Raw genomic sequence first — 19881 nt, forward strand, 5'->3', positions numbered from 1 at the left:
CGCGATGGGCATTTCCCGCATATTGATCGCCAATCGCGGCGAAATCGCGCTGCGTATCCACCGCGCCGCCCATGAGATGGGCATCGAGACGGTCGCGGTTCATTCGACTGCCGATGCCGACGCAATGCATGTCCGGCTCGCCGACCACGCGGTGTGCATCGGCCCGCCGCCCGCGACCGACAGCTATCTCAACCACGCCAACATCATCTCGGCGGCCGAAGTCGCCGGATGCGATGCGATCCATCCGGGCTATGGGTTCCTTTCGGAGAACGCCAAGTTCGCAGAGATCGTCGAAGCGCACGACATCGCATGGATCGGCCCCAAGCCGGAACATATCCGCACAATGGGCGACAAGGTTCAGGCGAAGAAGACCGCCGGAGAGCTCGGCCTGCCGCTTGTCCCCGGCTCCGACGGCGCGGTGTCGGACCCTGCCGAGGCCAAGACAATCGCCGCCGAAATCGGCTATCCCGTCATCATCAAGGCGGCGAGCGGCGGCGGCGGGCGCGGGATGAAAGTGTGCGAGAGCGAGGAGACGCTCGAAACCCTCATGCAGCAGGCCGGGAACGAGGCGAAATCGGCTTTCGGCGATGCCACCGTCTATATCGAGAAATATCTCGGCAATCCGCGCCACATCGAATTCCAGGTCTTCGGCGACGGCAACGGCAATGCGATCCATCTGGGCGAGCGCGACTGTTCGCTCCAGCGGCGCCACCAGAAAGTGCTCGAGGAAGCACCCTCGCCCGTCATCTCCCACGAAGATCGAATGCGTATGGGCGAGGTCTGCGCCAAGGCGATGCGCGACATGGGCTATCGCGGGGCGGGCACGATCGAATTCCTTTGGGAAGACGGCGAGTTCTACTTCATCGAGATGAACACGCGCCTGCAAGTCGAACACCCTGTGACCGAGGCGATTACCGGGGTCGATCTCGTGCGCGAACAGATCCGCATCGCGGCCGGCAAGCCGCTTTCGGTCGCGCAGGACGAACTCGAGTTCAAGGGCCACGCGATCGAATGCCGGATCAATGCCGAGGACCCCTTCACCTTCTCACCCTCGCCCGGCGAGGTGACTTATTATCACGCCGCCGGCGGCATGCATGTGCGGGTCGATTCGGGCCTTTATGCCGGATACCGCATCCCGCCCTACTACGATTCCATGATCGCCAAGCTGATTGTCTATGGCCGCACCCGCGAAGGATGCATCATGCGCCTGCGCCGCGCGCTGGAGGAAATGGTGGTCGAGGGGGTCAAGACCAATATCCCGCTGCACCAGGAATTGCTGCGCCAGCCGGACGTGCTGAACGGCGATTATTCGATCAAATGGCTGGAGGAATGGCTCAAGACGCGCGAGGGATAAGGCGCGCGTCTTTAGCCGATCCGCCATTCTCATCAGGCGGCGCCCGTTTCGCGCGCGGCCTTTTTGCTGTAATGCCGGACGAAACCCTATCATTTTTGGGTACGTTCACGCCGAACCGGCACAGGAGCAATGGTGACACACGACATGCTGGAAGAAGCTCCGGGACGGCCTGCGCCGAACGATCCGACGGACGGCGACGATACCGCCATTGTTGCGCGAGGCCCTGTCCCGAGCGGCCCGGTCAATGCTCGCAGCCGCAAGACCCAAATTGTCGTCGTCGGAGGCGGCGCGGGCGGGCTTGAACTCGTTCGCCGACTGGGCGCGAAATTCGGGCGCAAGCATCACGACATCATCCTCGTCGACCAGAATCGCACCCATATCTGGAAGCCCCTCCTGCACGAAGTCGCGGCCGGTTCGCTCGATGCCAATCTCGACGAGGTCGGCTATCGCGGGCATTGCTATCGCTGGGGCTATCGCTTCTTTCAGGGCAGCCTCGAAGGGATCGACCGCGCGAACAAGCGCATCCATCTCGCCCCCGTCCATGACGAGGACGGCAGCGAGCTGATCGCGGGCCATTCGATCCGCTACGATATCCTCGCCATCGCGGTCGGCTCGATCTCGAACGATTTCGGCGTGCCCGGGGTGAAGGATCACTGCATCTATCTCGACAGCCGTGAACAGGCGGACCGCTTCCGCACCAAGCTGCTCAATCACTGCCTGCGTGTCAGCCGCGCGATGATGGCGAACCCCGATGCCGACGCACAGGTCAGGATTGCCATCGTAGGCGCGGGCGCAACGGGGGTCGAGCTTGCCGCTGAACTCTACAACGCCGCGGCCGCCCTGCGCCATTACGGGCTCGAAGTGTTCGACGAGAGCCGGCTCGACGTGACCCTGCTCGAGGCCGGACCGCGCATCCTGCCGGCCCTGCCCGAACGTCTGTCCAAGGCGGCCCGCCACGAACTCGAGCGGCTCGGTGTCGCGGTGCGCGAAAACACACAGGTGGTCGAAGCAAGACCGCGCGAGCTGGAAACTAAGGACGGCAGCGTGATCGAGGCCGACCTCATGGTCTGGGCGGCAGGCGTGAAGGGCGCACCGTTTCTCGGAACCCTCGGGCTGGAGACGACACCGCGCAACCAGATCCTGGTGAAGGATACGCTCCAGACCGTAACCGACGACACGATCTTCGCACTGGGCGATTGCGCTTCTTTCACGCCCGAAGGCACGACCATCCCGATCCCTCCGCGCGCGCAGGCAGCGCACCAGATGGCGAATGTCGTGTTCGACAACATTGTTCGAATGCTCAAGGGCAAGCCGCTCAAGGCATTCGTCTATCAGGACAAGGGCTCGCTGATCTCGCTTTCGCGTTTTTCCACGGTGGGCAGCCTGATGGGCAATCTCGTTGGCGGGAGCCTCGCGGTGGAAGGGAGGCTTGCGCGGCTAATCTACACCTCGCTCTACCGCCTGCACCTGCTCGGCATTCACGGCTGGCTGAAGGGCACGTTCCTGATGCTGATCGGACGGGTCAACCGGATCGTGCGGCCGAAGCTCAAGCTGCACTGACGGTCGGATGGCCGATCTTCACCCGGCTCTCATGAGCCGGGGGATCGTTCCGGGGCAAGGACTCAGAGCGGGACGCCCGGCTCGTGCTTCGACGTGCGGATCGTCAGCGAGGTCTTCACGCTTTCGACGTTCGGCGCAGGTGTGAGCTTGCCGGTGAGGAATTCCTGGAAGCTTTGCAGGTCTTGGCTGACGATCTTGAGGATGAAGTCGATTTCGCCGTTGAGCATGTGGCATTCGCGAACCTCGGGCAATTCTCGCATGTGCTCCTCGAATTCGCGCAGGGCGCTTTCGGCCTGGCTCTTGAGGCTGACCATGGCGAAGACGGTGATCGCAAAGCCCAGCTTCGACGGGTCGAGGTCGGCGTGGTAGCCGCGAATCACGCCCTCTTCCTCCAGCCCGCGCACGCGGCGCAGGCACGGCGGCGCGGTCAGCCCGACGCGCTGGGCGAGTTCGACATTCGTCACCCGTCCCTCGGACTGCAGTTCGGCAAGCAGGCGTTTGTCGATTTCGTCCAGATTGGCCATGAGGCTCGTGCTCCCGGTGCGCTTTTCAAGGCCGCTCCCCATCGGCCGCGATTCGGCATTAACAAAAGTGAGTAAGAACATGCGGCGCAAAGGCGCACGCGACTAATATTATTATCCCTGCCAGCAATTGTCCCGCTTTGCAACGCGCTGTTCAGCCTCTCCTGTGACAACGGCCCATTACTGGTAAGGCCCATCGCCCGAATTGCGTCCGCAGCCATGTCCTCCCGGCGTGGCCCGGTCGGCCGCGCTATCCTGGAGTGACATGTTCTTCGACGACCGCCTTGCAACCGTGCTTCGCCAGCGCGTCTCGAGCGAGGCGGGCAGGCGCACGCAGTTCAGGCAGTTGCTCGACATTCTCGGCAATCGCCGCCGCCCGGGCAATGACACGGGGGATGATAGCCTGCTCGCGGCGGCGTGGCTGCGGATGGATGCGCTCGCCGACACCATTCCCGCCGAGGAGCGTGCGCAGATCGTCCGCGAGCCGGGCTGGCGGCTGCGCAGCGCCGAACTGGCCGCACATCTCGCCGATTTCGAACCCGCGGTCGCCTCCGCCGCCCTGAACAAGGCCGAACTTGCCCCGGAGGACTGGCACGCGCTGATCCCGCGCCTGCCAATCCGGGCGCGGGGTTTCCTGCGGCTGCGGCGCGACCTGCCGCTCGATGTCACAGCACTGCTCGAACGCCTGGGCATCCACGATCGCGGTCTGCCGCGACCGGTCAAGGCAACCGAGAAGGAGAATCCGGAACCACCGCCGCGCGCGACACCGGAGCCACAGCCGGATGGAACGGCCCTGCCGACCACGATACCCGAGGGATCGGACACGGACTCCGGCCGCAGCGAGATTTCCGCATTGGTCGACCGCATCGCTCGCTTCCGCCGCAAACGCGAAGCGTCCCCGCATGACACCGATCCCGCCCCGAGCCTCCCGCTCGACCTGCCGGACGAACAACGCCCCGCCGAACGAAAGGTCGCGGCTTTCGGCTTCGCCGCGGACAGCGCGGGCCGGATCGAGTGGGCGGAACCGGAAATCGCCCCGATGGTCATCGGCGGGCGGCTGGTGCGACGCAAGGCTCTGCTCGGCGCGGGTCCGGCGGGCGGGGCAAGCCCACTCGAACGTGCCTTCGCCCGCCGCCAGCCGATCTCCCATGCCGCAACCGAATTATCCGGCGCTCCCGCCATCGCCGGGGAATGGGTGGTCGATGCGCGCCCCCGCTTCACCGATGACGGCGTTTTCGCAGGCTATATCGGACGTTTTCGCCGACCGGTCGAGATACCGCAGCGCCGCTCGCCCGCCTCGCGCGAGGCCGATCGCATCCGCCAGCTGCTCCACGAACTGCGCACGCCCGTCACTGCGGTGCAGGGCTATGCCGAAGTCATCCAGCAGCAGCTCTTTGGCCCGGCCCCCAACGAATATCGGGCGCTCGCCGCCTCCATCGCTGCCGACGCCGCTCGCATCCTCGCCGGATTCGGCGAGCTCGACCGGCTGGCGCGGCTTGAAAGCAGCGCGCAGGAAATCGCCCGTGGGCGCGCCGACCTCGCCGCGATCGCCACGCGCACGGCGAACCAGTTGGCGCAGGTCCTGGGTCCTCGCCTGTCGGGCATCGACTTCGATCCTCCGGCCGATCGACCGGTTTTCGTGACTCTCGACCCCGACGAACTCGAGGCGCTGATCTGGCGGCTGCTCGCCACGCTGGGCGGAGGCTGCGCGGCGGGCGAGATGCTGGCCGCATCGCTCGTTCCCGCTTTCGCCCACGATGCGCGGGCCGGGGAACAGCGCCCAGTCGGGATTGCGCGGCTGACATGCGAAATCCCGGCGCAGCTGCTTTCCGAAGAGAATATCTTCTCTGCCGAGGCGCGCCCCGTCGGCAGCGCGATCAATGCCGGATTGTTCGGCGCAGGCTTCGCGCTGCGCCTGGCCCGGGCCGAGGCGCGCGCCGCAGGCGGCGATCTCGTCCGGCGCGAGGAAGAGATCGTGCTGACCCTGCCACTGCTCGCCGATGAAGCGGGGGAGGAGAGCGCGCCATGCTCGCCCGACGCGGCCGGGGACGCGAGCAAAAACCTTTCTTAGGACAAGCCTGCTAGACACCAGTGCGTCATGCATCACGCCCCGCTTCCCACCCCCGGTACGCCCGCAGAGAACCTCTCGGTGCCTGCGCCCCATCGGCCCTGCGCGCAGGTCGTACCGGGCGAACGCGCGCAATTCGCGTCCGGCTTCGGGCGGCGAATGCTGCTGACCATAGATACCGAGGAGGAGTTCGACTGGTCGGCGCCATTCTCGCGCCAAGCAACCGGCACGAGCCACGCGCGAAGCTTCGCCGCCTTCCAGGCGCTGTGCGAGGAAATAGGGGCGCATCCGGTATGGCTGGTGGACTGGCCGATTGCGCACGATCCCGTTGCCGTCGACGTGCTCGGCGCGGCGGCGCGGGACGGCCGGGCGGATATCGGCATCCACCTCCACCCCTGGGTCAACCCGCCCTTCGCGGAGGCGGTGAATGCGCGCAATTCCTATGCCGGCAACTTGCCACCCGCGCTCGAGGCGGAAAAGTTCGCCCGATTGAAGTTGCGGATCGAGGACGCTTTCGGGGTAGCTCCGGCGATCTATCGCGCTGGGCGCTACGGCTTCGGGCCGCACACCGCACAGCTGCTGAAAACGCACGGCATTGCCCTCGATAGCTCGATGCGCCCGCTGTTCGATTACCGCACCGATGGCGGGCCGGACTATCGCAACCACCCCGCCCATCCGTGGTGGCTGGATGCGGAGCGCGGCCTGCTCGAACTCCCGGTGACGAGCGTTCATGCCGGTGCGCTCGCCCGGTTCGGCCCTCGCCTTCAGCGTCTGGCCGCGCATATCCCGCGCGCCGCCGGTCTGCTCGCGCGCACCCGTCTGACCGAGCGGATCCCGCTCACTCCCGAAGGCGTCGGCGTGGCCGAAGCGTTGCGCGGGATAGATGCGGCCCTGGAAGCGGACCTGCCTTTGCTGGTCCTTTCTTTCCACAGTCCGAGCCTCGTCCCCGGCCATACCCCCTATGTCCAGTCCGAAGCCGAGGTCGCCGCGATTCACGATTGGCTGAGGGCGGTCTATGCGCATTGCCATGCGGCGGGCGTACGCTCGGCCAGTGTCGCCGACGTGATCGCCGCCGCGCGCGGCTGACAAGCCCAATCCGCTTGTTTCACGCAGCCCGCCAAGCTAGGGCGGAGCGGTTCTGTCGCCGGCATCGGAATGGGCCTGTAGCTCAGCGGTTAGAGCTGGCCGCTCATAACGGCTAGGTCGCGGGTTCGAATCCTGCCGGGCCCACCGGGCGCGGCGGCGGGACGCAGCCCCTCCAGTGCGAGGGCGGAATCGGGGAGTAGCGCAGCCTGGTAGCGCATCTGCTTTGGGAGCAGAGGGTCGCTGGTTCGAATCCAGTCTCCCCGACCATCCGCCCTCTTTTTCAGCCTTGCGCCCCAGCCGGTTCGCGCATGGCATCGAGCATGCCCTGATCGAGCCGGTAGCGCCACAGCAGGGGCAGCGCGGCGAAGCAGAAAACTGCCGGCACAAGCGAAACGCCCCATTGCACCGCCGCGAGCACGGCAGGCGGCTGGACCGCGTCGGGGCCCTGCCCGGTCACCAGCCCCCCGCCCTCGAGCAGCAGCCCGACGATGAACGGACCGAGCGCTCCCGCCACATTCTCGACGAAGGTGAAGACCCCGCTCATCACCCCCTCGCGTCCCTCGCCCGATGCGAGACGGTCGTATTCCATCGTGTCGGGCAACATGGCGAGAGCGCACAAAAGCGTACCGGTGGAGAACGCACCGATCAGGACCGCCCGGGCATGGAGCAGCCATTCCGGCTCGCCCGGGACCCAGGCGAACCACGAGGCAAGCCCCGCGCCGTAAAGGACGAGCAGCACCAGATAAGTCTCGCGCTTCCCGAAACGGGCGATAACCCAGCGCCACAGCGGCACGCTGATAATCCCGGCGATGCTGAAGAGGCCGAAATAGGCCCCGATCCGCGCCGTGCCGAGACCGAGGACGAGGCCGAAGAAATAGGGCGTGCAGGCGAGTACGGTGGAGAGCACGGCAAGCTGGCACAGCTTGACGAGGGTGAGCAGGCGGAAGGGCGCGTTGGCGAATACGCGCCCCGTGTCGGTGAAAGGGCTCACAAGCAGGGCCCGCGCATCGAGCCCGCCAGGCGGTGCCGGGCGTTCTGGGGTCGGCAGCCGGGCCGCGCCGAGAAAAACGATCAGGCACAACCCCGCCGCAGCCAGCCCAAGCGCGGTGCCCATCGCGCGATAACCCTGTTCGGGCGTGCCGATTGCCTCGACCAGCGCCGGAGCCCCGGCCGAACCCGCCGTGACGCCCGCGAGCAGGAAGAAGACCCTGAAGCTCATCAGCCGGGTGCGCGCATCGTAACCCGGCGCGATGTCGGGCGGCATGGCGAGATAGGGGATGGTGAAAATCGAATAGGCAGTTGAATAGAGCAGCAGCAGCGCCGTAGCGGCGAAAGCGGCCGCGCTGCCCTGCAGGCCGAGGGCCGAGAGGTTGAAGAACAACGCGAAACTCGCCCCCAGCGCGATCGCGCCGATGAGCAGGTAGATCCGCCGCGGTCCCCAGCGATGGCGGGTGCGGTCGCTGAGCGCGCCGATCAGCGGGTCGATGATCCCGTCATAGATCCGCGCGACGAGGATGATCGTCCCCGCCAGCGCCGGGGAAATGCCGAGGAAGCTCGTCATCACGAACAGCGCGAACAGCGCCATCGCGTTGAACAGCGCGCCCGTGGCGAAGGACCCCGATGCCCAGGTGATCTGGTCGAAGAGTCCGACAGGATCGGTCCGGTTCCCCGCCTTGGCTCGCCCAGCCTTCGCGGCAGGCGCTGCCGCCTCGCTCATGTAAAATCGACCGACTTGCCCGGGCCGGGCTTGCGATTCATCACATAGACCCCGCCCATGCTGCCGAAATTGATGCGCATGTCCTCGTCGCAATAGACGACGTCGGAATGGAGCTTGGGCGGCTTGAGCTCACGGCGCAGTGCGCTTTCCGGTTCGAGCCCGAATGCCTCGCGCACCTCCGCCTCGCTCACCCCCGGGGGCGGCACGATCTCGACCGCGTAGAATTCGACCGCATAGCGCTGCGGCTTGTCCTCCTCCGGGATGTCGTAGCGGCCCCAGACCACGAGGCGTGCCGCATGCGCCCCGTCGGGCGTCGTGATCTCGGTGACGTTGTTGTAGTGGTGCCCCTCTACCCGGATCTCCTGGTCGATCTCGTGTACCTTGATCGGAATGTCGCCAAAGGCATTGAAGCTCTGCAGCTTGAGCGAGGAGACGTGCCGAATGGGCTTTCCCGCCGTGTGGCGCGGGCCGAACTGGGCAAAATGCGAGCCCCAGGGCGAAGCGACGAAATCCTGCCGGTCGAGCGGCCGCGGAACCGGGGTGTGCGGCACGAGCTCGCCAATCAGCGCGTGGATGCGATCGAAGGTCGTATCGTCGTAAGTCCCGTCGGGCTTGCACGCGTCGATCGCCGCGCGCAGATCCTGCTTGAGCCGGTCGATATCACTCATGGCGTCAGTCCCTTTGCCGTGGTCATGGTCTCCCGCGAGAGGCGCGAAAGGCCCCGCGCACAAGAAGGGAGGCGCAGCTTTTCCCAAATCGCCTCGGCCGTGCTATCCACTGCGCGAACAGGCGGTGTGGGCATGGCTGCTCCGCCGCCCCGCAGCGGCAAGGATTGCGCCCATGAACGAGATGAGCAAGCCTGCGGTGCCGACCGCCTTCACCCGGCCGCACGCGGCCGCCGACCTTGTCCTGCCCGCGCCCGCCCGCGGCGAGCCCGGGACGGAAGAAGGCCAGACGCTGGTCCATGCGGCGAGCGAGGAGCCGTTCGCTTTCGTACCCCACACCCTGCCCGATCAGGCCGATGCGCTTGTCACCGCCGCGCGCACCGCATTCGAGAGCGGCCCATGGCGCTCCCTGCCGGTGACCGAGCGCGCCGCGACGCTGCGCCGGATCAGCGCGCTGGTGCTCGACCATGCCGACGAACTCGCCCGGCTCCAGACGCTCGAGACCTCGATCGTCATTGCGCAGTCGCGCGGGATGCACGTCGCGCGGACGGCGGAGAATTTCACCTTCTTCGCCGACCTGCTCGCGGGACATGCGGGCGAAAGCTACGAACAGTCGGGACGCTATCTTTCCGTGGTCACGCGAGAGCCGGTGGGCGTGGCCCTGCTGATCGCGCCTTGGAACGCCCCGCTCGTGCTGGCTTCGATGAAGCTCGCCGCCGCGATCTCGCTGGGCAATTCGGTGATTGTGAAGCCTTCGGAATATGCGCCGCTCGCTGTGCTGAGGCTGGTTGAACTGGTCCGCGAGGCGGGCGTGCCCGACGGCGTGGTGCAAGTCGCCTGCGGGACAGGGCCGGGCATCGGCAATGCGCTGGTGAGCCATCCCGGGGTCGATGTCGTGGGCTTCATCGGTGGGACCGAGACGGGCAGGCGCATCATGGCTTCGGCTGCCGGGAGCCTGAAAAAGGTCGGCCTGGAACTCGGTGGCAAGTCGGCGAATATCGTCCTCGCCTCGGCCGATCTCGAACGCGCCGTCGACGGCTCCCTGATGGGTATCTTCGCCGGTAACGGGGAACAATGCCTTGCCGGATCACGCATCCTTGTCGAAGACGGCATTGCCGACGAATTCATCGCCCGCTTCACTGCCCGAACGAAGGCGCTGAAAGTCGGCGACCCCTTCGATCCGACCTCCGAAATCGGGCCCATGGCCTTCGCCGCGCATTTCGAAAAGCTGCTCGCATTCGGCGAGACCGCGCATTCGGACGCGGCTTACACCGTCCTTGCAGGCGGAGAGCGGGTGGAGGGCATGGACAGGGGTTATTTCTTCGCCCCCACCGTGGTCGAGGCTTCGGACAATTCCAGCGATCTGTGCCAGACCGAGCTGTTCGGGCCGTTTGCCACGATCCAGCGGGTTCGCGATCTCGACGCGGCGCTCGCAATCGCCAATGACAGCGAATACGGCCTTGCCTCCTACATCTGGTCGGACGACCTGCCGTCGGTCATGCGCGCGCGGCGGGCGCTGCGCGCGGGCACGGTGTGGGTCAACACGCCGATGGCGCGCGACCTGCGCTCGCCCTTTGGCGGCTATAAGCAATCGGGCATCGGGCGCGACGGCCTGCCCGGCTCGATCGAACTGTTCACCGAGGAAAAGACGACGCTTATCCCGCAGGAACCGCTCGACCTGCCGAAATTGGGCGCCGGGGAAGGATAAGATGGGCAAGCACGAAGTCATCACGCCGCAGGCTGACGAGATCGCATTCGGTTTCGCCCCGAACCACGACGAAACCGCAAGGCTCGCTTTCGTGGGCGCGCTCAAAAAATTCGTCAATTTCGATGTCGAAAACCGGCTCGCCACCCTGTTCGACGAGGAATTGGTGCCCGCCGCGGACCGGCCGCCCGAATCGCGCGAAGAGGCGGAGGCGCTGGTCGAAGGCCACCCGCTTTACCAGCTCTGGGGCACGCTGACCTTCCACAGTCAAAACCTGCTGTGGGACGCGGTGCAGGTGACGAGCGACCGCACGATCGACGCACAGGTCGCCCGGTATCGCGCGCTGCGCGACAGCGGTGACAGGCTCGGCTCGATCGCGCTGTCGGACGAGCTTCTGGTCAAGGCCCCCGTCGCTACGACCGAGATCCACCGCCAGCCGGGTGGCTATTGGCGAGAGCGGCGCGCCGACGACATCGAGGCTGCGATCAATTATTCGGGCACGGTCGAGCTTTACCGCATCGCCAAGGGCATGGCCGCGGGCGAGCGTCCCGCGCCCGACAGCTTCGGCCGCTTCGTCGCCTCTGTCGCGCGCAAATATGCTCCCGATCTCGAACCAACCGCAGTGCTCGACATGGGCTGCGGCACGGGCGAGCAGACGCTCGCCTACAAGCGCGAATGGCCCGAGGCCGAAGTCCACGGCATCGATGTCGCCCGCCCCTTCATCCGCTTCGCCCATGCCTATGCGGAAGAAGCAGGCGTGCCCGTCCACTTCGCCGAGATGGATGCGGGCAGCACGCATTACCCGGATGAAAGCTTCGACCTGATCGTCTCGATCATCATGTTCCACGAAACCAGCAAGGCGCAGGTGCGTGCCATCATGCGCGAATGCCGACGGCTGCTGCGGCCCGGCGGGCTGGTGTGCCATCTCGATGTGCCCTACCAGCCGCATCGCGTGCCCCTGATCAAGCAGGTCACCAACCACTGGCAGGTGCGCCACAATGGCGAGCCGTTCTGGAGCGGGTTTGCCGAGCTCGACATGAAGCAGGAGGCCATCGCGGCAGGCTTTGACCCCGAAACCGCCTTCGCCACCTATGAATCGGTCGGCCCTGCCGCCTACCATTTCTTCGGTGGGCGCAAGCCGGCATGAGTGCTCAGGAGGCAGGCGACGCGCTTCCCGAAGGTCCGCGTGCGGGGGACCGCAACACGACCTTCACCGACGATCCCGTGAAGGAACACCTGCTGCGCGGCCTGGTGACGCTCGCCATGGAACTGTCGGTAACGCGCGAGCGCGTCGCGACGCTCGAGACGCTGCTGGTCGAGAACGGCCTGCTCGAAGCGGGCACGGCGGACGCTTTCCAGCCGGCCGGCGAAGATGCCGCCGCGCGTGCAGCGAACCGCGAAAAGCTGGTCGCCGCTATCCTCGCCCCGGTGATGGAAAGCCTTGCGAAAGAGGGCTGATCAGCCCGCCAATCCCTCCCACTGGCGGTCGAGCTCGTAGATCTCGTCGAAGCCGATCAGGCTGCACATCTCGGCAAAAGAGAACAACTCGACATCATCGTGGATGCTCGTGCCGGTCTCCTTCAGTCGCCTGAGCGCGTGGATACTCGCCGCCGCCGAGGCGAGCGCGGTGGTCGCGGGGAAAAGCGCGCCGGCGAAGCCCATTTCCTCGAGCGTCGCGGCGGGCAGGATGCGGGTGTTACCGCCATCGGCCATGTTGACGATGGCCGGCGCTGGCAGGCGTTCGGCGACGAAACGCATCTCTTCCTCGTCGCCCAGCGCCTCGGGAAAGAGCAGATCCGCACCCGCTTTCGCATAGGCCTCCAGCCGCCGGATCATGGCGTCCAGCCCCTCGGGCGCCTTCGCATCGGACCGGGCGATGACGAGCGGGGGCGTCTCCCCGCGCCGCGCCCCGCAGGCGACGGTGATGCGCGCGACCATTTCCTCGACCGGGACCACCTTCTTGCCCTGCGAATGCCCGCAGCGCTTGGGAAATTCCTGGTCCTCAAGCTGGATTGCGGCGACACCAGCTTCTTCATAACCGCGCACCGTATGGCGCACATTGAGCAGGCCACCATAGCCGGTATCGGCATCGGCGATAATCGCCATGCCCTCGCTCGCCCGGATCAGGGTCGTCACCCGCTCGAGCATCTGGGTATAGGTCGCAAGCCCAACGTCGGGCAGGCCGTGGGCCGAGGCGGTGAGCCAGTAACCGCTGGCAAAGCCGATCTCGAAGCCTGCCAGCCGCGCGAGCTTGGCCGCGATCATGTCGTGCATGCCCGGCGCGAGAAAGAATACGCCCGCTTCGACAGCGTCGCGAAGCGCGGGCGGCGGATTGGGTGGGGAAACGGTCATGGTGGGCACCTCTTGCTGACGAATACCTGCAGGCGATGGCGCGCCCTGCAATGCCCGGCGAGCGCGGGCCGGATTTGCGCTCGCCAGTCGGATAGCCGGGCGCGGCAGGCTGGCTTTGCCGCCAACGCTGGCGATGCCGGATGGAAACAGGGGTCGCGGGGAAAAACACGGCATGCGCATCGAACAGGTCATCTTCGCGCCCGCACGCGGGGCCTTTTTCTACGACGATCAAGCCGCGATCCGCGCGGGCCGGGAGATGGACGGAGTGGCCTATCTGGGTGAGCCGCTCACTCCCGGATTCGGCAAGGTGCGCGAGCCATCGCGCGCGCTCGCAATCGGGCTCGTGCTGGCGGATGGCGCGGTGGTCTGGGGCGACATGGTCAGCGTGCAATATTCGGGCGCGGCGGGGCGCGATCCGGTGTTCGACCCAGGGGAAATCGAGGCGATCTGCCGCAAGCGCGTCGTGCCCCGGCTGATCGACATGGAAGCGGCAGCGGGCCCCGAAAATGCCGCCTTCGCCTTTGCCTATGGCGATGAGGGCCGCCTTCCGCTCGCGGTCGAATACGGGGTCAGCCAGGCCCTGCTGCGGGCCGCCGCCCATTCGCGGCGCCTGACCATCGCCGAAGTCGTGGCCGAAGCGCTGGGCCTGCCCGCCCCCGATACCCCCGTCCCGATCTTCGCGCAGAGCGGGGACGACCGGCACAACGCGGTCGACACGATGATCCTCAAGAGCGTGGACGTGCTGCCCCATGGCCTCATCAATTCGGCCGAAAAATTCGGTCCCGCCGGCACGGCCTTCGCCGATTATGTGCGCTGGGTCGCCGACCGTATCGGGGCGCTGGGCGAACCGGGATACCGCCCGGTGCTTCATTTCGATGTCTATGGCTGGATCGGGCTCGGCATATCGAGCGATCCGCGCGAGGTCGCCCGCTTCATCGCCCGGCTGGCGGAGTCCGTGCCGGGTTACGACCTGCAGATCGAATGTCCGGTCGATTACGGCTCGCGCGGGGCAACGATCGAAAACTATGCGACAATCGTCGAGATGCTGGACACCCTGACCGACAGGGCCCGCATCGTCGCGGACGAACATTGCAACACGCTTGCCGACATCGAGGCGTTCATCGCCGCACGCGCCGCGCATGTGATCCAGATCAAGACGCCCGATGTCGGCGATCTTATGGATACGGCGCGCGCCATCCGGGCCGCGCGCGGGGCCGGCATCGGCGCCTATTGCGGGGGGACCAGCGCGGAAACCGATCATTCGGCCCGTGCCTGCGTCCACGTCGCTCTCGCCGCCCGGGCCAGCATGATGCTCGCCAAACCCGGCATGGGCGTGAACGAAGGTCTTACCATAGTCGGCAATGAACAGGCGCGCACGCTGGCCGAGATTGCCGCGCGGCGCGGTTGAACCGCATTCCGCCCGCGGGGGTCCTTTCCCCGGCCGCGCAATTGTTATACACCCAAGCCGTTGGGATCGCAGACCAGGCGCAAGGGCGAACTGATCCTTGCAGGGGAACAGGCGAGACATGGAAAGAGGCGTACCGATCAGGGCGATCAGCCGCGGGCTTGCGGTGCTGGCCGCGATCAATCGAGACGGGCCGATCTCGATGATGGGCATCGCGCGCGCGGCAGAAGTTCCCTATCCCACCGCCTGCCGGATCGTGCAGACCCTTCAGCACGAAGGCCTGATCGAGAAGGAACCGGCGAGGAAGCGCTACCGCGTGACCTCGCTGGTCAAGACTCTCTCGACCGGGTTCCAGAACGAGGACCAGCTCGTCGCAGCGGGCCGCGACCATATCGAGACGCTGTGCAAGGATGTGGGCTGGCCGATCTCGCTCGTCACGCGGGTCGGCACGCGCATGATGGTGCGCGATTCGACCCACAAGATGACCTCGCTCACCTTTTCGCATTATTATCCCGGCTACACTCTGCCGATCGCCGAATGCGCCACCGGCAAGGTCTATCTCGCCTTCTGCGACGAGGAGGAAAGGAACGCCATCGTCGAGGGCTGGAAGGCAATCGAGACCGAGGCCTCGAACATGGGGCTCCTGCTGCTGAGCGACGATTACATGCTGCAGAAGATCCGGCGCGAAGGATATGCCCTGCAGGTGCGCAATGTCTACAACGCCGACCCGGGCAAGACCTCGAGCATCGCGGTCCCCCTGTTCGACGGGAACGACCGACTGATCGGGGCGCTCGGCCTCATCTATTTCGTCAGCGCGATGAGCTCGAACGAGGCGGCGGACAAGTATCTCGCCCCGCTGCAGGAAACCGCGCGGGAGATCCGCGGTAGCCTGATCGACCTTGCTGGCGGCGCGCTCGGCGATGCCGAGGCGGCGGAATAGGCGCGCTCAGGCAGGTTCGCGCACCAAAGACGCCGCAGCGTGCTCGCCCGCGAGCCGCCCGAGCGTCGTCGCGGTGAGAAGGCCGTTGCCCGCAAGGTATCCGTCCGCCCCCGGCCCCGAAATCCCGCGCGCCGCGCCTCCTCCGGCATAAAGGTTGGAAAACGGCTCACCCGAGGCTCGCAGCACGCGCGCATGTTCATCGACCTCGAGCCCGCCCTGCGTGTGAAAGAGGGCGCCCGTTACCCTGACGGCGTAAAAGGGCGGCTCGAGCGGAGCCTTGCCCGCAAAAGTCCGGCCGAAGCGGTCGCGCTGCTCGCTTTCGATCAGGCGGTGCGTTTCGGCGACGCTTCGCTCGAGCCCGGCCGCGTCGATACCGGCCTTCTCGGCCAGCTCCGCGAGGCTGTCCGCGCGCATCAGGCATCCGGCCGAGCGCGCCTGCTGGTAGTCGTCGAACTGGCACATGACCTCGTGGCGCCGCTCGTCATAGATGCTCCATGCGACATGGCCCTCCTGCCGCAGCACCTCGACCGCCTGTTCGGAATAGCCCGAGGCCTCGTTGGCGAAGCGCTCGCCCGAACGGTTCACCTGGATGCCGCCCTCGGCGATGAGCGGCCAGAGGATCGGGATGCCGTATCCGGCGGCGAGGCCCGCATGGCCCTGATATGCGCTGAGATCGGCCATGCTTGCGCCCATTTCGCGGCCCCAGGCAATGGCATCGCCCTTGTTGCCGGGATGGCCGTGGAAGGTCGCGTGCTCGAGCTCGGGTATGAGTTCCGCCACCATCTGCCGGTTGCCGGCAAAGCCGCAGCAGGCGAGGACCACCGCACCGCAGCCGATCACGTCGCGCGCACCGTCCGGACGGGTAGCGGCGATTGCGATAACCCGGTCCTCGCCGTTGACGTAAAGCGTATCGACAAGACTGTCGGTGAGGATATCCACCCCCGCATCCTCGCAGGCACTCGCCAGCGCGCCCATCAGTTCCGAACCCGACCGGCTCGGCATTCCGTGCATGCGCAGCGCGGAATGGCCGGGATAGGTAAAGCCTTCGACGAGGCTGAGACCGATGCCGTGGCTTTCCACCAGCCAGTCCACCGTGCGCGCGGATTCGCGGGTCAGATGCCCGACCAGCGCGGTGTCGACTGCGCCTTTTGTCTTCGCGACAATGTCGGCGGCGAATTGCTCGGGCGAATCTTCGACCCCTTTTTCGCGCTGGATGCGGCTTCCCGCAGCCGGAATGAGACCGGTCGACATCGCTGTCGTGCCCATGGGCTGGTTGTCGCGCTCGACCACCAGCACCTCGCACCCCGCATCGCGCACGGCGAGCGCGGCGGTGAGCCCGGTGCCTCCCCCGCCGATCACGACAACGGGAATCTCGGCGATGGTCTCCACGCTTTCGGCACGGATGACGCAGCATTCGCTCATGAATGTTCCTCCTCGAAAGTCAGGACGGGCTTGATCACAGCACCGCTTGCCGCATCGGCGAAAGCGCGCGCAATTTCGGCGAAGGGATAGGTGCGTATAAGATTATCGACCGGCAAATCCCCCGCGCCATGATAGGCGAAGAGACGGGGCAGGAAAGTCGCGGGGAGCGAATCGCCCTCGATCACGCCCACGATCCGCTTGGTGAGAAAATCGACCCCGCCGGGATGGGCGACCGGCTCCTCGAAAGCGCCGGGCAGGGTCAGCACGCCGAGCGTCCCGCCCGAATGGAGCGCTGCGAGCGCGGCCTCGAAGGTGGCCTGCTTGCCCGCGGTGTCGAGCGCGGCGGTGGCCCCGCCCTGCGTGAGTTCGACCACCCGCCCTGCCCAGTCCGCTTCCAATCCGTCGAAGGCGTGGCTCGCGCCAAGCGAGAGCGCGAGGTCGCGCCGGGCGGCGACGGGCTCCACCACGATGACCGGATCGCAGCCCATGATCCGCCCGGCCATGATCGCCGCGCACCCGACCGCACCCGCGCCGATCACCAGCAGCGGCCTGCCCACAGCCGCGCCAAGCTGGTTGAACACTGCCCCCGCCCCGGTCTGGATGCCGCAGCCGAAAGGAGCGGCGACATGCGCGTCGAGCCAGTCGGGCAGCTTCACGCAATTGCGCTCGGTCGCAAGCGCATGGGTGGCAAAGCAGCTCTGCTGGAAAAAGGCGCCCTGCACCCCGCTGCCGTCGGGCCGAGTCAGCGGCGGTTCGGCCCGCGCACCTTCGAGATTGAGTGCGATGCCGTCGAAGCAGTAGGCCGGGCGACCCCCGGTGCAATTGGGGCAGGTCCCGCAATATCCGAAAGTCGCCGCCACCCGGTCGCCCTTCTTCAGCCGGGTCACCGCCTTGCCGGTCGCGACGACCGTTCCCGCGCCCTCGTGGCCGAGCACGCGCTCCTCGGTGCTCCACGCACCCACGCCGAGGTCCGTGTGGCAGATCCCCGCCGCCTCGATACGCAGCACGACCTCGTCCGGAAGGGGATCGGCAAGCACCAGCTCCTCGATCACCGGGGGCGCGCCGCCGCCGGGACTTATCGCCGCCATGATCGCGCGCGGCATCAGGCGGCGCTCCCCTTCACGCGAAAGTCGCCTCGATCTCGGCCAGCACGCCCGCGTCCTCGATGGTCGGTGGGACTTTAGGCTCCTCGCCGTTGGCGATCTCGCGGATCGTCTTGCGCAGGATCTTGCCCGATCGCGTCTTGGGCAGGCGGGTGAGGACGTGGACCCGCTTGAACGCCGCGACCGGGCCGATCGCGGCGCGCACGGCGGCGACCAGTTCGGCGGCGAGATCTTCTGCGGCGATGTCGGCCCCCGCCTTCAAAACCACCAAGCCGACGGGGACCTGGCCCTTCAATTCGTCCGCCATCCCGATCACCGCGCATTCCGCGACCGCCGGGTGGGCGACCAGCACCTCCTCCATCGCCGAGGAGGACAGGCGATGGCCCGCGACGTTGATGACATCGTCGATCCGCGCCATGACATGCAGGTAACCGTCCTCGTCGATGAAGCCGCTGTCGCCGGTGAGATAGCAGCCGGGAAAGCGTTCGAAATAGGCCGCGCGAAACCGTTCGGGCGCGCCCCAAAGGCCGGGCGTGAAACCGGGCGGGAGCGGAAGGCGCGCGACGATCGCGCCGGTCGTGCCGTCGGGGACGGGCTCGCCCTCTTCGTCGAGGCAGGCGAGGTCCCAACCGGGCATGGGAAGCGTGGATGAGCCCGGCTTGATCGGCATAAGCTCGATCCCTGCCGGGTTCGCCGTGATCGGGCTACCCGTCTCGGTCTGCCACCAATGGTCGATCACGGGCACGCCCAGCAGGTCGGTAGTCCATTCGAGCGTCGCGGGATCGGTCCGCTCGCCCGCGAGAAAGACGGTCTTGAGGTTCGACAGGTCCGCGGCCTGCGCGAACTTGCCGTGCGGATCGACCTGCTTGATCGCGCGCATCGCGGTCGGCGCGGTGAAGAAGCTGCGCACCCGGTGCTTGGCGATGATCCGCCAGAACACGCCCGCGTCCGGCGTGCCGACCGGCTTGCCCTCGAAGATGACGCTGGGGTTCCGGTTGAGCAGCGGCGCGTAGCAGATATAGCTGTGTCCCACGACCCAGCCGACATCGCTTGCCGCCCAGAAGGCTTCGCCCGGGGGGCAGGCATAGATGCCGGTCATGCTCCACAGCAGGGTAACGAGATGCCCGCCAGTGTCGCGCACCACGCCCTTGGGCGCACCGGTCGTGCCCGAGGTGTAGAGGATGTAGAGCGGATCGGTGGCGGCCACGGGCACGCATTCGACGGGCTCGGCCCCGGCGATCACCGTCCCCCAGTCATGCTCGCCCCAGTCATGCTCACTGGCGCCCAGCTCGGCCGGTCGCTGTTCGCGTTGCCAGTATATGCAGGTGTCCGGCTGGTGCTGCGCGATTTCGAGCGCCTCGCGAAGGATCGGCTGGTAAGGCAGGACCTTCGCACCCTCGATCCCGCAACTCGCCGCAAGAACCACTTTCGGCGCGGCATCGTCGATCCGGCTCGCCAGTTCGCGCGCGGCGAAGCCTCCGAAGACCACCGAATGCACAGCGCCGATCCGCGCGGCGGCCAGCATCGCGATCACCGCTTGCGGAGAATTGGGCATGTAGACGAGCACGCGGTCGCCCTTTTCCACTCCCATTGCCCTCAACGCCCCGCCGAGCCGGGCGGTCGCGTCCTGTAGCTGCGCGAACGTGACCACGTGCGAGGTCCCGGTCACCGGGCTTTCGTAAAGCAGCGCGGCATGGTCGCCGTATCCGGCCTCGACATGGCGATCGACGCAATTGTGACAGGCATTGATCATGCCGCCCGCAAACCAGCGCGCGACCGGATCGCCTTCGGGCTCGATCACCCGGTCCCAGCGCCTCGCCCAGTCGAGCCGCTCGGCCTGCTCGGCCCAGAACCCCTCGGGATCGGCCAGCGAGCGCGCGTGCATTGCGGAATAGGTCGCCTTTTCGGTCATTTCTCCCTCCTTAGGCTTCGCCCATTTGCACAAGACTGCCGGGCCCGCCATTATCCGTTGGGCGAACAGAG

16 protein-coding genes and 2 tRNA genes are annotated in these 19881 nt (G+C 66.6%); 11 read left to right on the plus strand and 7 right to left on the minus strand.

Annotated features, from left to right (window positions below; genetic code table 11):
• Window positions 1-4 precede the first annotated feature (4 nt).
• Both accC and RIB52_RS04545 read left to right on the plus strand, forming a co-directional pair.
• Window positions 5-1354, plus strand: a complete 1350-nt coding sequence (accC, locus tag RIB52_RS04540) for an acetyl-CoA carboxylase biotin carboxylase subunit (protein WP_350173371.1) — start codon at window positions 5-7, stop codon at window positions 1352-1354.
• Between the two features lie 129 nt (window positions 1355-1483).
• Window positions 1484-2914: an NAD(P)/FAD-dependent oxidoreductase gene (locus tag RIB52_RS04545; protein WP_350173373.1), complete on the plus strand. Its 1431-nt coding sequence runs from the start codon at window positions 1484-1486 to the stop codon at window positions 2912-2914.
• A gap of 62 nt (window positions 2915-2976) precedes the next feature.
• Here the strand turns inward: RIB52_RS04545 and RIB52_RS04550 are convergent, their stop codons facing one another.
• A complete protein-coding gene (locus RIB52_RS04550; protein ID WP_350173375.1) occupies window positions 2977-3438 on the minus strand; it encodes an Lrp/AsnC family transcriptional regulator in 462 nt (153 codons plus the stop codon).
• A gap of 262 nt (window positions 3439-3700) precedes the next feature.
• Here RIB52_RS04550 and RIB52_RS04555 point away from each other — a divergent pair, with 262 nt between their 5' ends.
• The 4 genes from RIB52_RS04555 to RIB52_RS04570 all read left to right on the plus strand — a co-directional run bounded on the left by RIB52_RS04555 (window position 3701) and on the right by RIB52_RS04570 (window position 6856).
• Window positions 3701-5506, plus strand: a complete 1806-nt coding sequence (locus tag RIB52_RS04555; protein WP_350173377.1) for a histidine kinase dimerization/phospho-acceptor domain-containing protein — start codon at window positions 3701-3703, stop codon at window positions 5504-5506.
• A gap of 27 nt (window positions 5507-5533) precedes the next feature.
• Window positions 5534-6589: a polysaccharide deacetylase family protein gene (locus RIB52_RS04560; protein WP_350173379.1), complete on the plus strand. Its 1056-nt coding sequence runs from the start codon at window positions 5534-5536 to the stop codon at window positions 6587-6589.
• A gap of 71 nt (window positions 6590-6660) precedes the next feature.
• A tRNA-Ile gene (locus RIB52_RS04565) sits at window positions 6661-6733 on the plus strand.
• Window positions 6734-6779: 46 nt separating this feature from the next.
• Window positions 6780-6856, plus strand: a tRNA-Pro gene (locus tag RIB52_RS04570).
• 13 nt (window positions 6857-6869) lie between these two features.
• Here RIB52_RS04570 and RIB52_RS04575 read toward each other — a convergent pair.
• On the minus strand, window positions 6870-8306 hold the full coding sequence (locus tag RIB52_RS04575) for an MFS transporter (protein ID WP_350173381.1): 1437 nt from the start codon (window positions 8304-8306) through the stop codon (window positions 6870-6872).
• The gene (locus RIB52_RS04580; protein WP_350173383.1) at window positions 8303-8974 is read right to left on the minus strand and encodes a PAP/fibrillin family protein; all 672 of its coding nucleotides are present in this window, start codon (window positions 8972-8974) and stop codon (window positions 8303-8305) included. The genes RIB52_RS04575 and RIB52_RS04580 overlap by 4 nt, the downstream gene beginning before the upstream one ends.
• A gap of 172 nt (window positions 8975-9146) precedes the next feature.
• Between RIB52_RS04580 and RIB52_RS04585 the strand changes: the two genes are divergently transcribed.
• From RIB52_RS04585 to RIB52_RS04595, 3 genes are read left to right on the plus strand one after another with little or no spacing between them, the layout of a single operon-like run.
• Window positions 9147-10679 (plus strand): aldehyde dehydrogenase family protein, encoded by a 1533-nt coding sequence (locus tag RIB52_RS04585; RefSeq protein ID WP_350173385.1) that lies wholly within the window; start codon window positions 9147-9149, stop codon window positions 10677-10679.
• Between the two features lies 1 nt (window position 10680).
• Window positions 10681-11823 carry a class I SAM-dependent methyltransferase gene (locus RIB52_RS04590; protein ID WP_350173387.1) on the plus strand — a complete coding sequence of 381 codons (1143 nt, stop codon included), beginning with the start codon at window positions 10681-10683 and terminating at the stop codon, window positions 11821-11823.
• A complete protein-coding gene (locus RIB52_RS04595) occupies window positions 11820-12134 on the plus strand; it encodes a hypothetical protein (RefSeq protein ID WP_350173389.1) in 315 nt (104 codons plus the stop codon). The genes RIB52_RS04590 and RIB52_RS04595 overlap by 4 nt, the downstream gene beginning before the upstream one ends.
• On the opposite strand, the gene RIB52_RS04600 is transcribed toward RIB52_RS04595, so the two are convergent.
• The gene (locus tag RIB52_RS04600) at window positions 12135-13028 is read right to left on the minus strand and encodes an isocitrate lyase/PEP mutase family protein (protein ID WP_350173391.1); all 894 of its coding nucleotides are present in this window, start codon (window positions 13026-13028) and stop codon (window positions 12135-12137) included.
• Between the two features lie 172 nt (window positions 13029-13200).
• On the opposite strand from RIB52_RS04600, the gene RIB52_RS04605 reads away from it, so the two are divergent.
• Both RIB52_RS04605 and RIB52_RS04610 read left to right on the plus strand, forming a co-directional pair.
• On the plus strand, window positions 13201-14436 hold the full coding sequence (locus RIB52_RS04605) for a methylaspartate ammonia-lyase (protein WP_350173393.1): 1236 nt from the start codon (window positions 13201-13203) through the stop codon (window positions 14434-14436).
• A gap of 118 nt (window positions 14437-14554) precedes the next feature.
• Entirely contained in the window at window positions 14555-15373 is an 819-nt protein-coding gene (locus RIB52_RS04610; protein WP_350173395.1) for an IclR family transcriptional regulator domain-containing protein, read from the plus strand.
• A 6-nt stretch (window positions 15374-15379) separates the two neighbouring features.
• Here RIB52_RS04610 and RIB52_RS04615 read toward each other — a convergent pair whose 3' ends face one another.
• Genes RIB52_RS04615 through RIB52_RS04625 form a run of 3 tightly spaced genes read right to left on the minus strand, consistent with a single transcriptional unit; the run spans window position 15380 to window position 19810 of the window.
• Entirely contained in the window at window positions 15380-16795 is a 1416-nt protein-coding gene (locus tag RIB52_RS04615; protein ID WP_350173397.1) for an FAD-dependent oxidoreductase, read from the minus strand.
• Window positions 16792-17898 (minus strand): NAD(P)-dependent alcohol dehydrogenase, encoded by a 1107-nt coding sequence (locus RIB52_RS04620; protein ID WP_350173399.1) that lies wholly within the window; start codon window positions 17896-17898, stop codon window positions 16792-16794. Before RIB52_RS04620 ends, RIB52_RS04615 begins: the two co-directional genes overlap by 4 nt.
• 16 nt (window positions 17899-17914) lie before the next feature.
• Window positions 17915-19810, minus strand: a complete 1896-nt coding sequence (locus RIB52_RS04625; protein WP_350173401.1) for an AMP-binding protein — start codon at window positions 19808-19810, stop codon at window positions 17915-17917.
• Between the last annotated feature and the right edge of the window lie 71 nt (window positions 19811-19881).

Origin of the sequence: Erythrobacter sp. (assembly GCF_040217515.1) — a bacterium.
In the GTDB taxonomy this organism is placed as follows: Bacteria; Pseudomonadota; Alphaproteobacteria; order Sphingomonadales; family Sphingomonadaceae; genus Erythrobacter.

What these genes read in the sequence shown, in the direction of transcription:
- RIB52_RS04600 (WP_350173391.1), bottom strand. Translation starts at nt 13,028, where the DNA reads ATGACCGTTTCCCCACCCAATCCGCCGCCCGCGCTTCGCGACGCTGTC.
- RIB52_RS04620 (WP_350173399.1), bottom strand. Translation starts at nt 17,898, where the DNA reads ATGCCGCGCGCGATCATGGCGGCGATAAGTCCCGGCGGCGGCGCGCCC.
- RIB52_RS04575 (WP_350173381.1), bottom strand. Translation starts at nt 8,306, where the DNA reads ATGAGCGAGGCGGCAGCGCCTGCCGCGAAGGCTGGGCGAGCCAAGGCG.
- RIB52_RS04545 (WP_350173373.1), top strand. Translation starts at nt 1,484, where the DNA reads ATGGTGACACACGACATGCTGGAAGAAGCTCCGGGACGGCCTGCGCCG.
- RIB52_RS04610 (WP_350173395.1), top strand. Translation starts at nt 14,555, where the DNA reads ATGGAAAGAGGCGTACCGATCAGGGCGATCAGCCGCGGGCTTGCGGTG.
- RIB52_RS04615 (WP_350173397.1), bottom strand. Translation starts at nt 16,795, where the DNA reads ATGAGCGAATGCTGCGTCATCCGTGCCGAAAGCGTGGAGACCATCGCC.
- RIB52_RS04595 (WP_350173389.1), top strand. Translation starts at nt 11,820, where the DNA reads ATGAGTGCTCAGGAGGCAGGCGACGCGCTTCCCGAAGGTCCGCGTGCG.
- accC (WP_350173371.1), top strand. Translation starts at nt 5, where the DNA reads ATGGGCATTTCCCGCATATTGATCGCCAATCGCGGCGAAATCGCGCTG.
- RIB52_RS04585 (WP_350173385.1), top strand. Translation starts at nt 9,147, where the DNA reads ATGAACGAGATGAGCAAGCCTGCGGTGCCGACCGCCTTCACCCGGCCG.
- RIB52_RS04555 (WP_350173377.1), top strand. Translation starts at nt 3,701, where the DNA reads ATGTTCTTCGACGACCGCCTTGCAACCGTGCTTCGCCAGCGCGTCTCG.
- RIB52_RS04590 (WP_350173387.1), top strand. Translation starts at nt 10,681, where the DNA reads ATGGGCAAGCACGAAGTCATCACGCCGCAGGCTGACGAGATCGCATTC.
- RIB52_RS04580 (WP_350173383.1), bottom strand. Translation starts at nt 8,974, where the DNA reads ATGAGTGATATCGACCGGCTCAAGCAGGATCTGCGCGCGGCGATCGAC.
- RIB52_RS04605 (WP_350173393.1), top strand. Translation starts at nt 13,201, where the DNA reads ATGCGCATCGAACAGGTCATCTTCGCGCCCGCACGCGGGGCCTTTTTC.
- RIB52_RS04560 (WP_350173379.1), top strand. Translation starts at nt 5,534, where the DNA reads ATGCATCACGCCCCGCTTCCCACCCCCGGTACGCCCGCAGAGAACCTC.
- RIB52_RS04550 (WP_350173375.1), bottom strand. Translation starts at nt 3,438, where the DNA reads ATGGCCAATCTGGACGAAATCGACAAACGCCTGCTTGCCGAACTGCAG.
- RIB52_RS04625 (WP_350173401.1), bottom strand. Translation starts at nt 19,810, where the DNA reads ATGACCGAAAAGGCGACCTATTCCGCAATGCACGCGCGCTCGCTGGCC.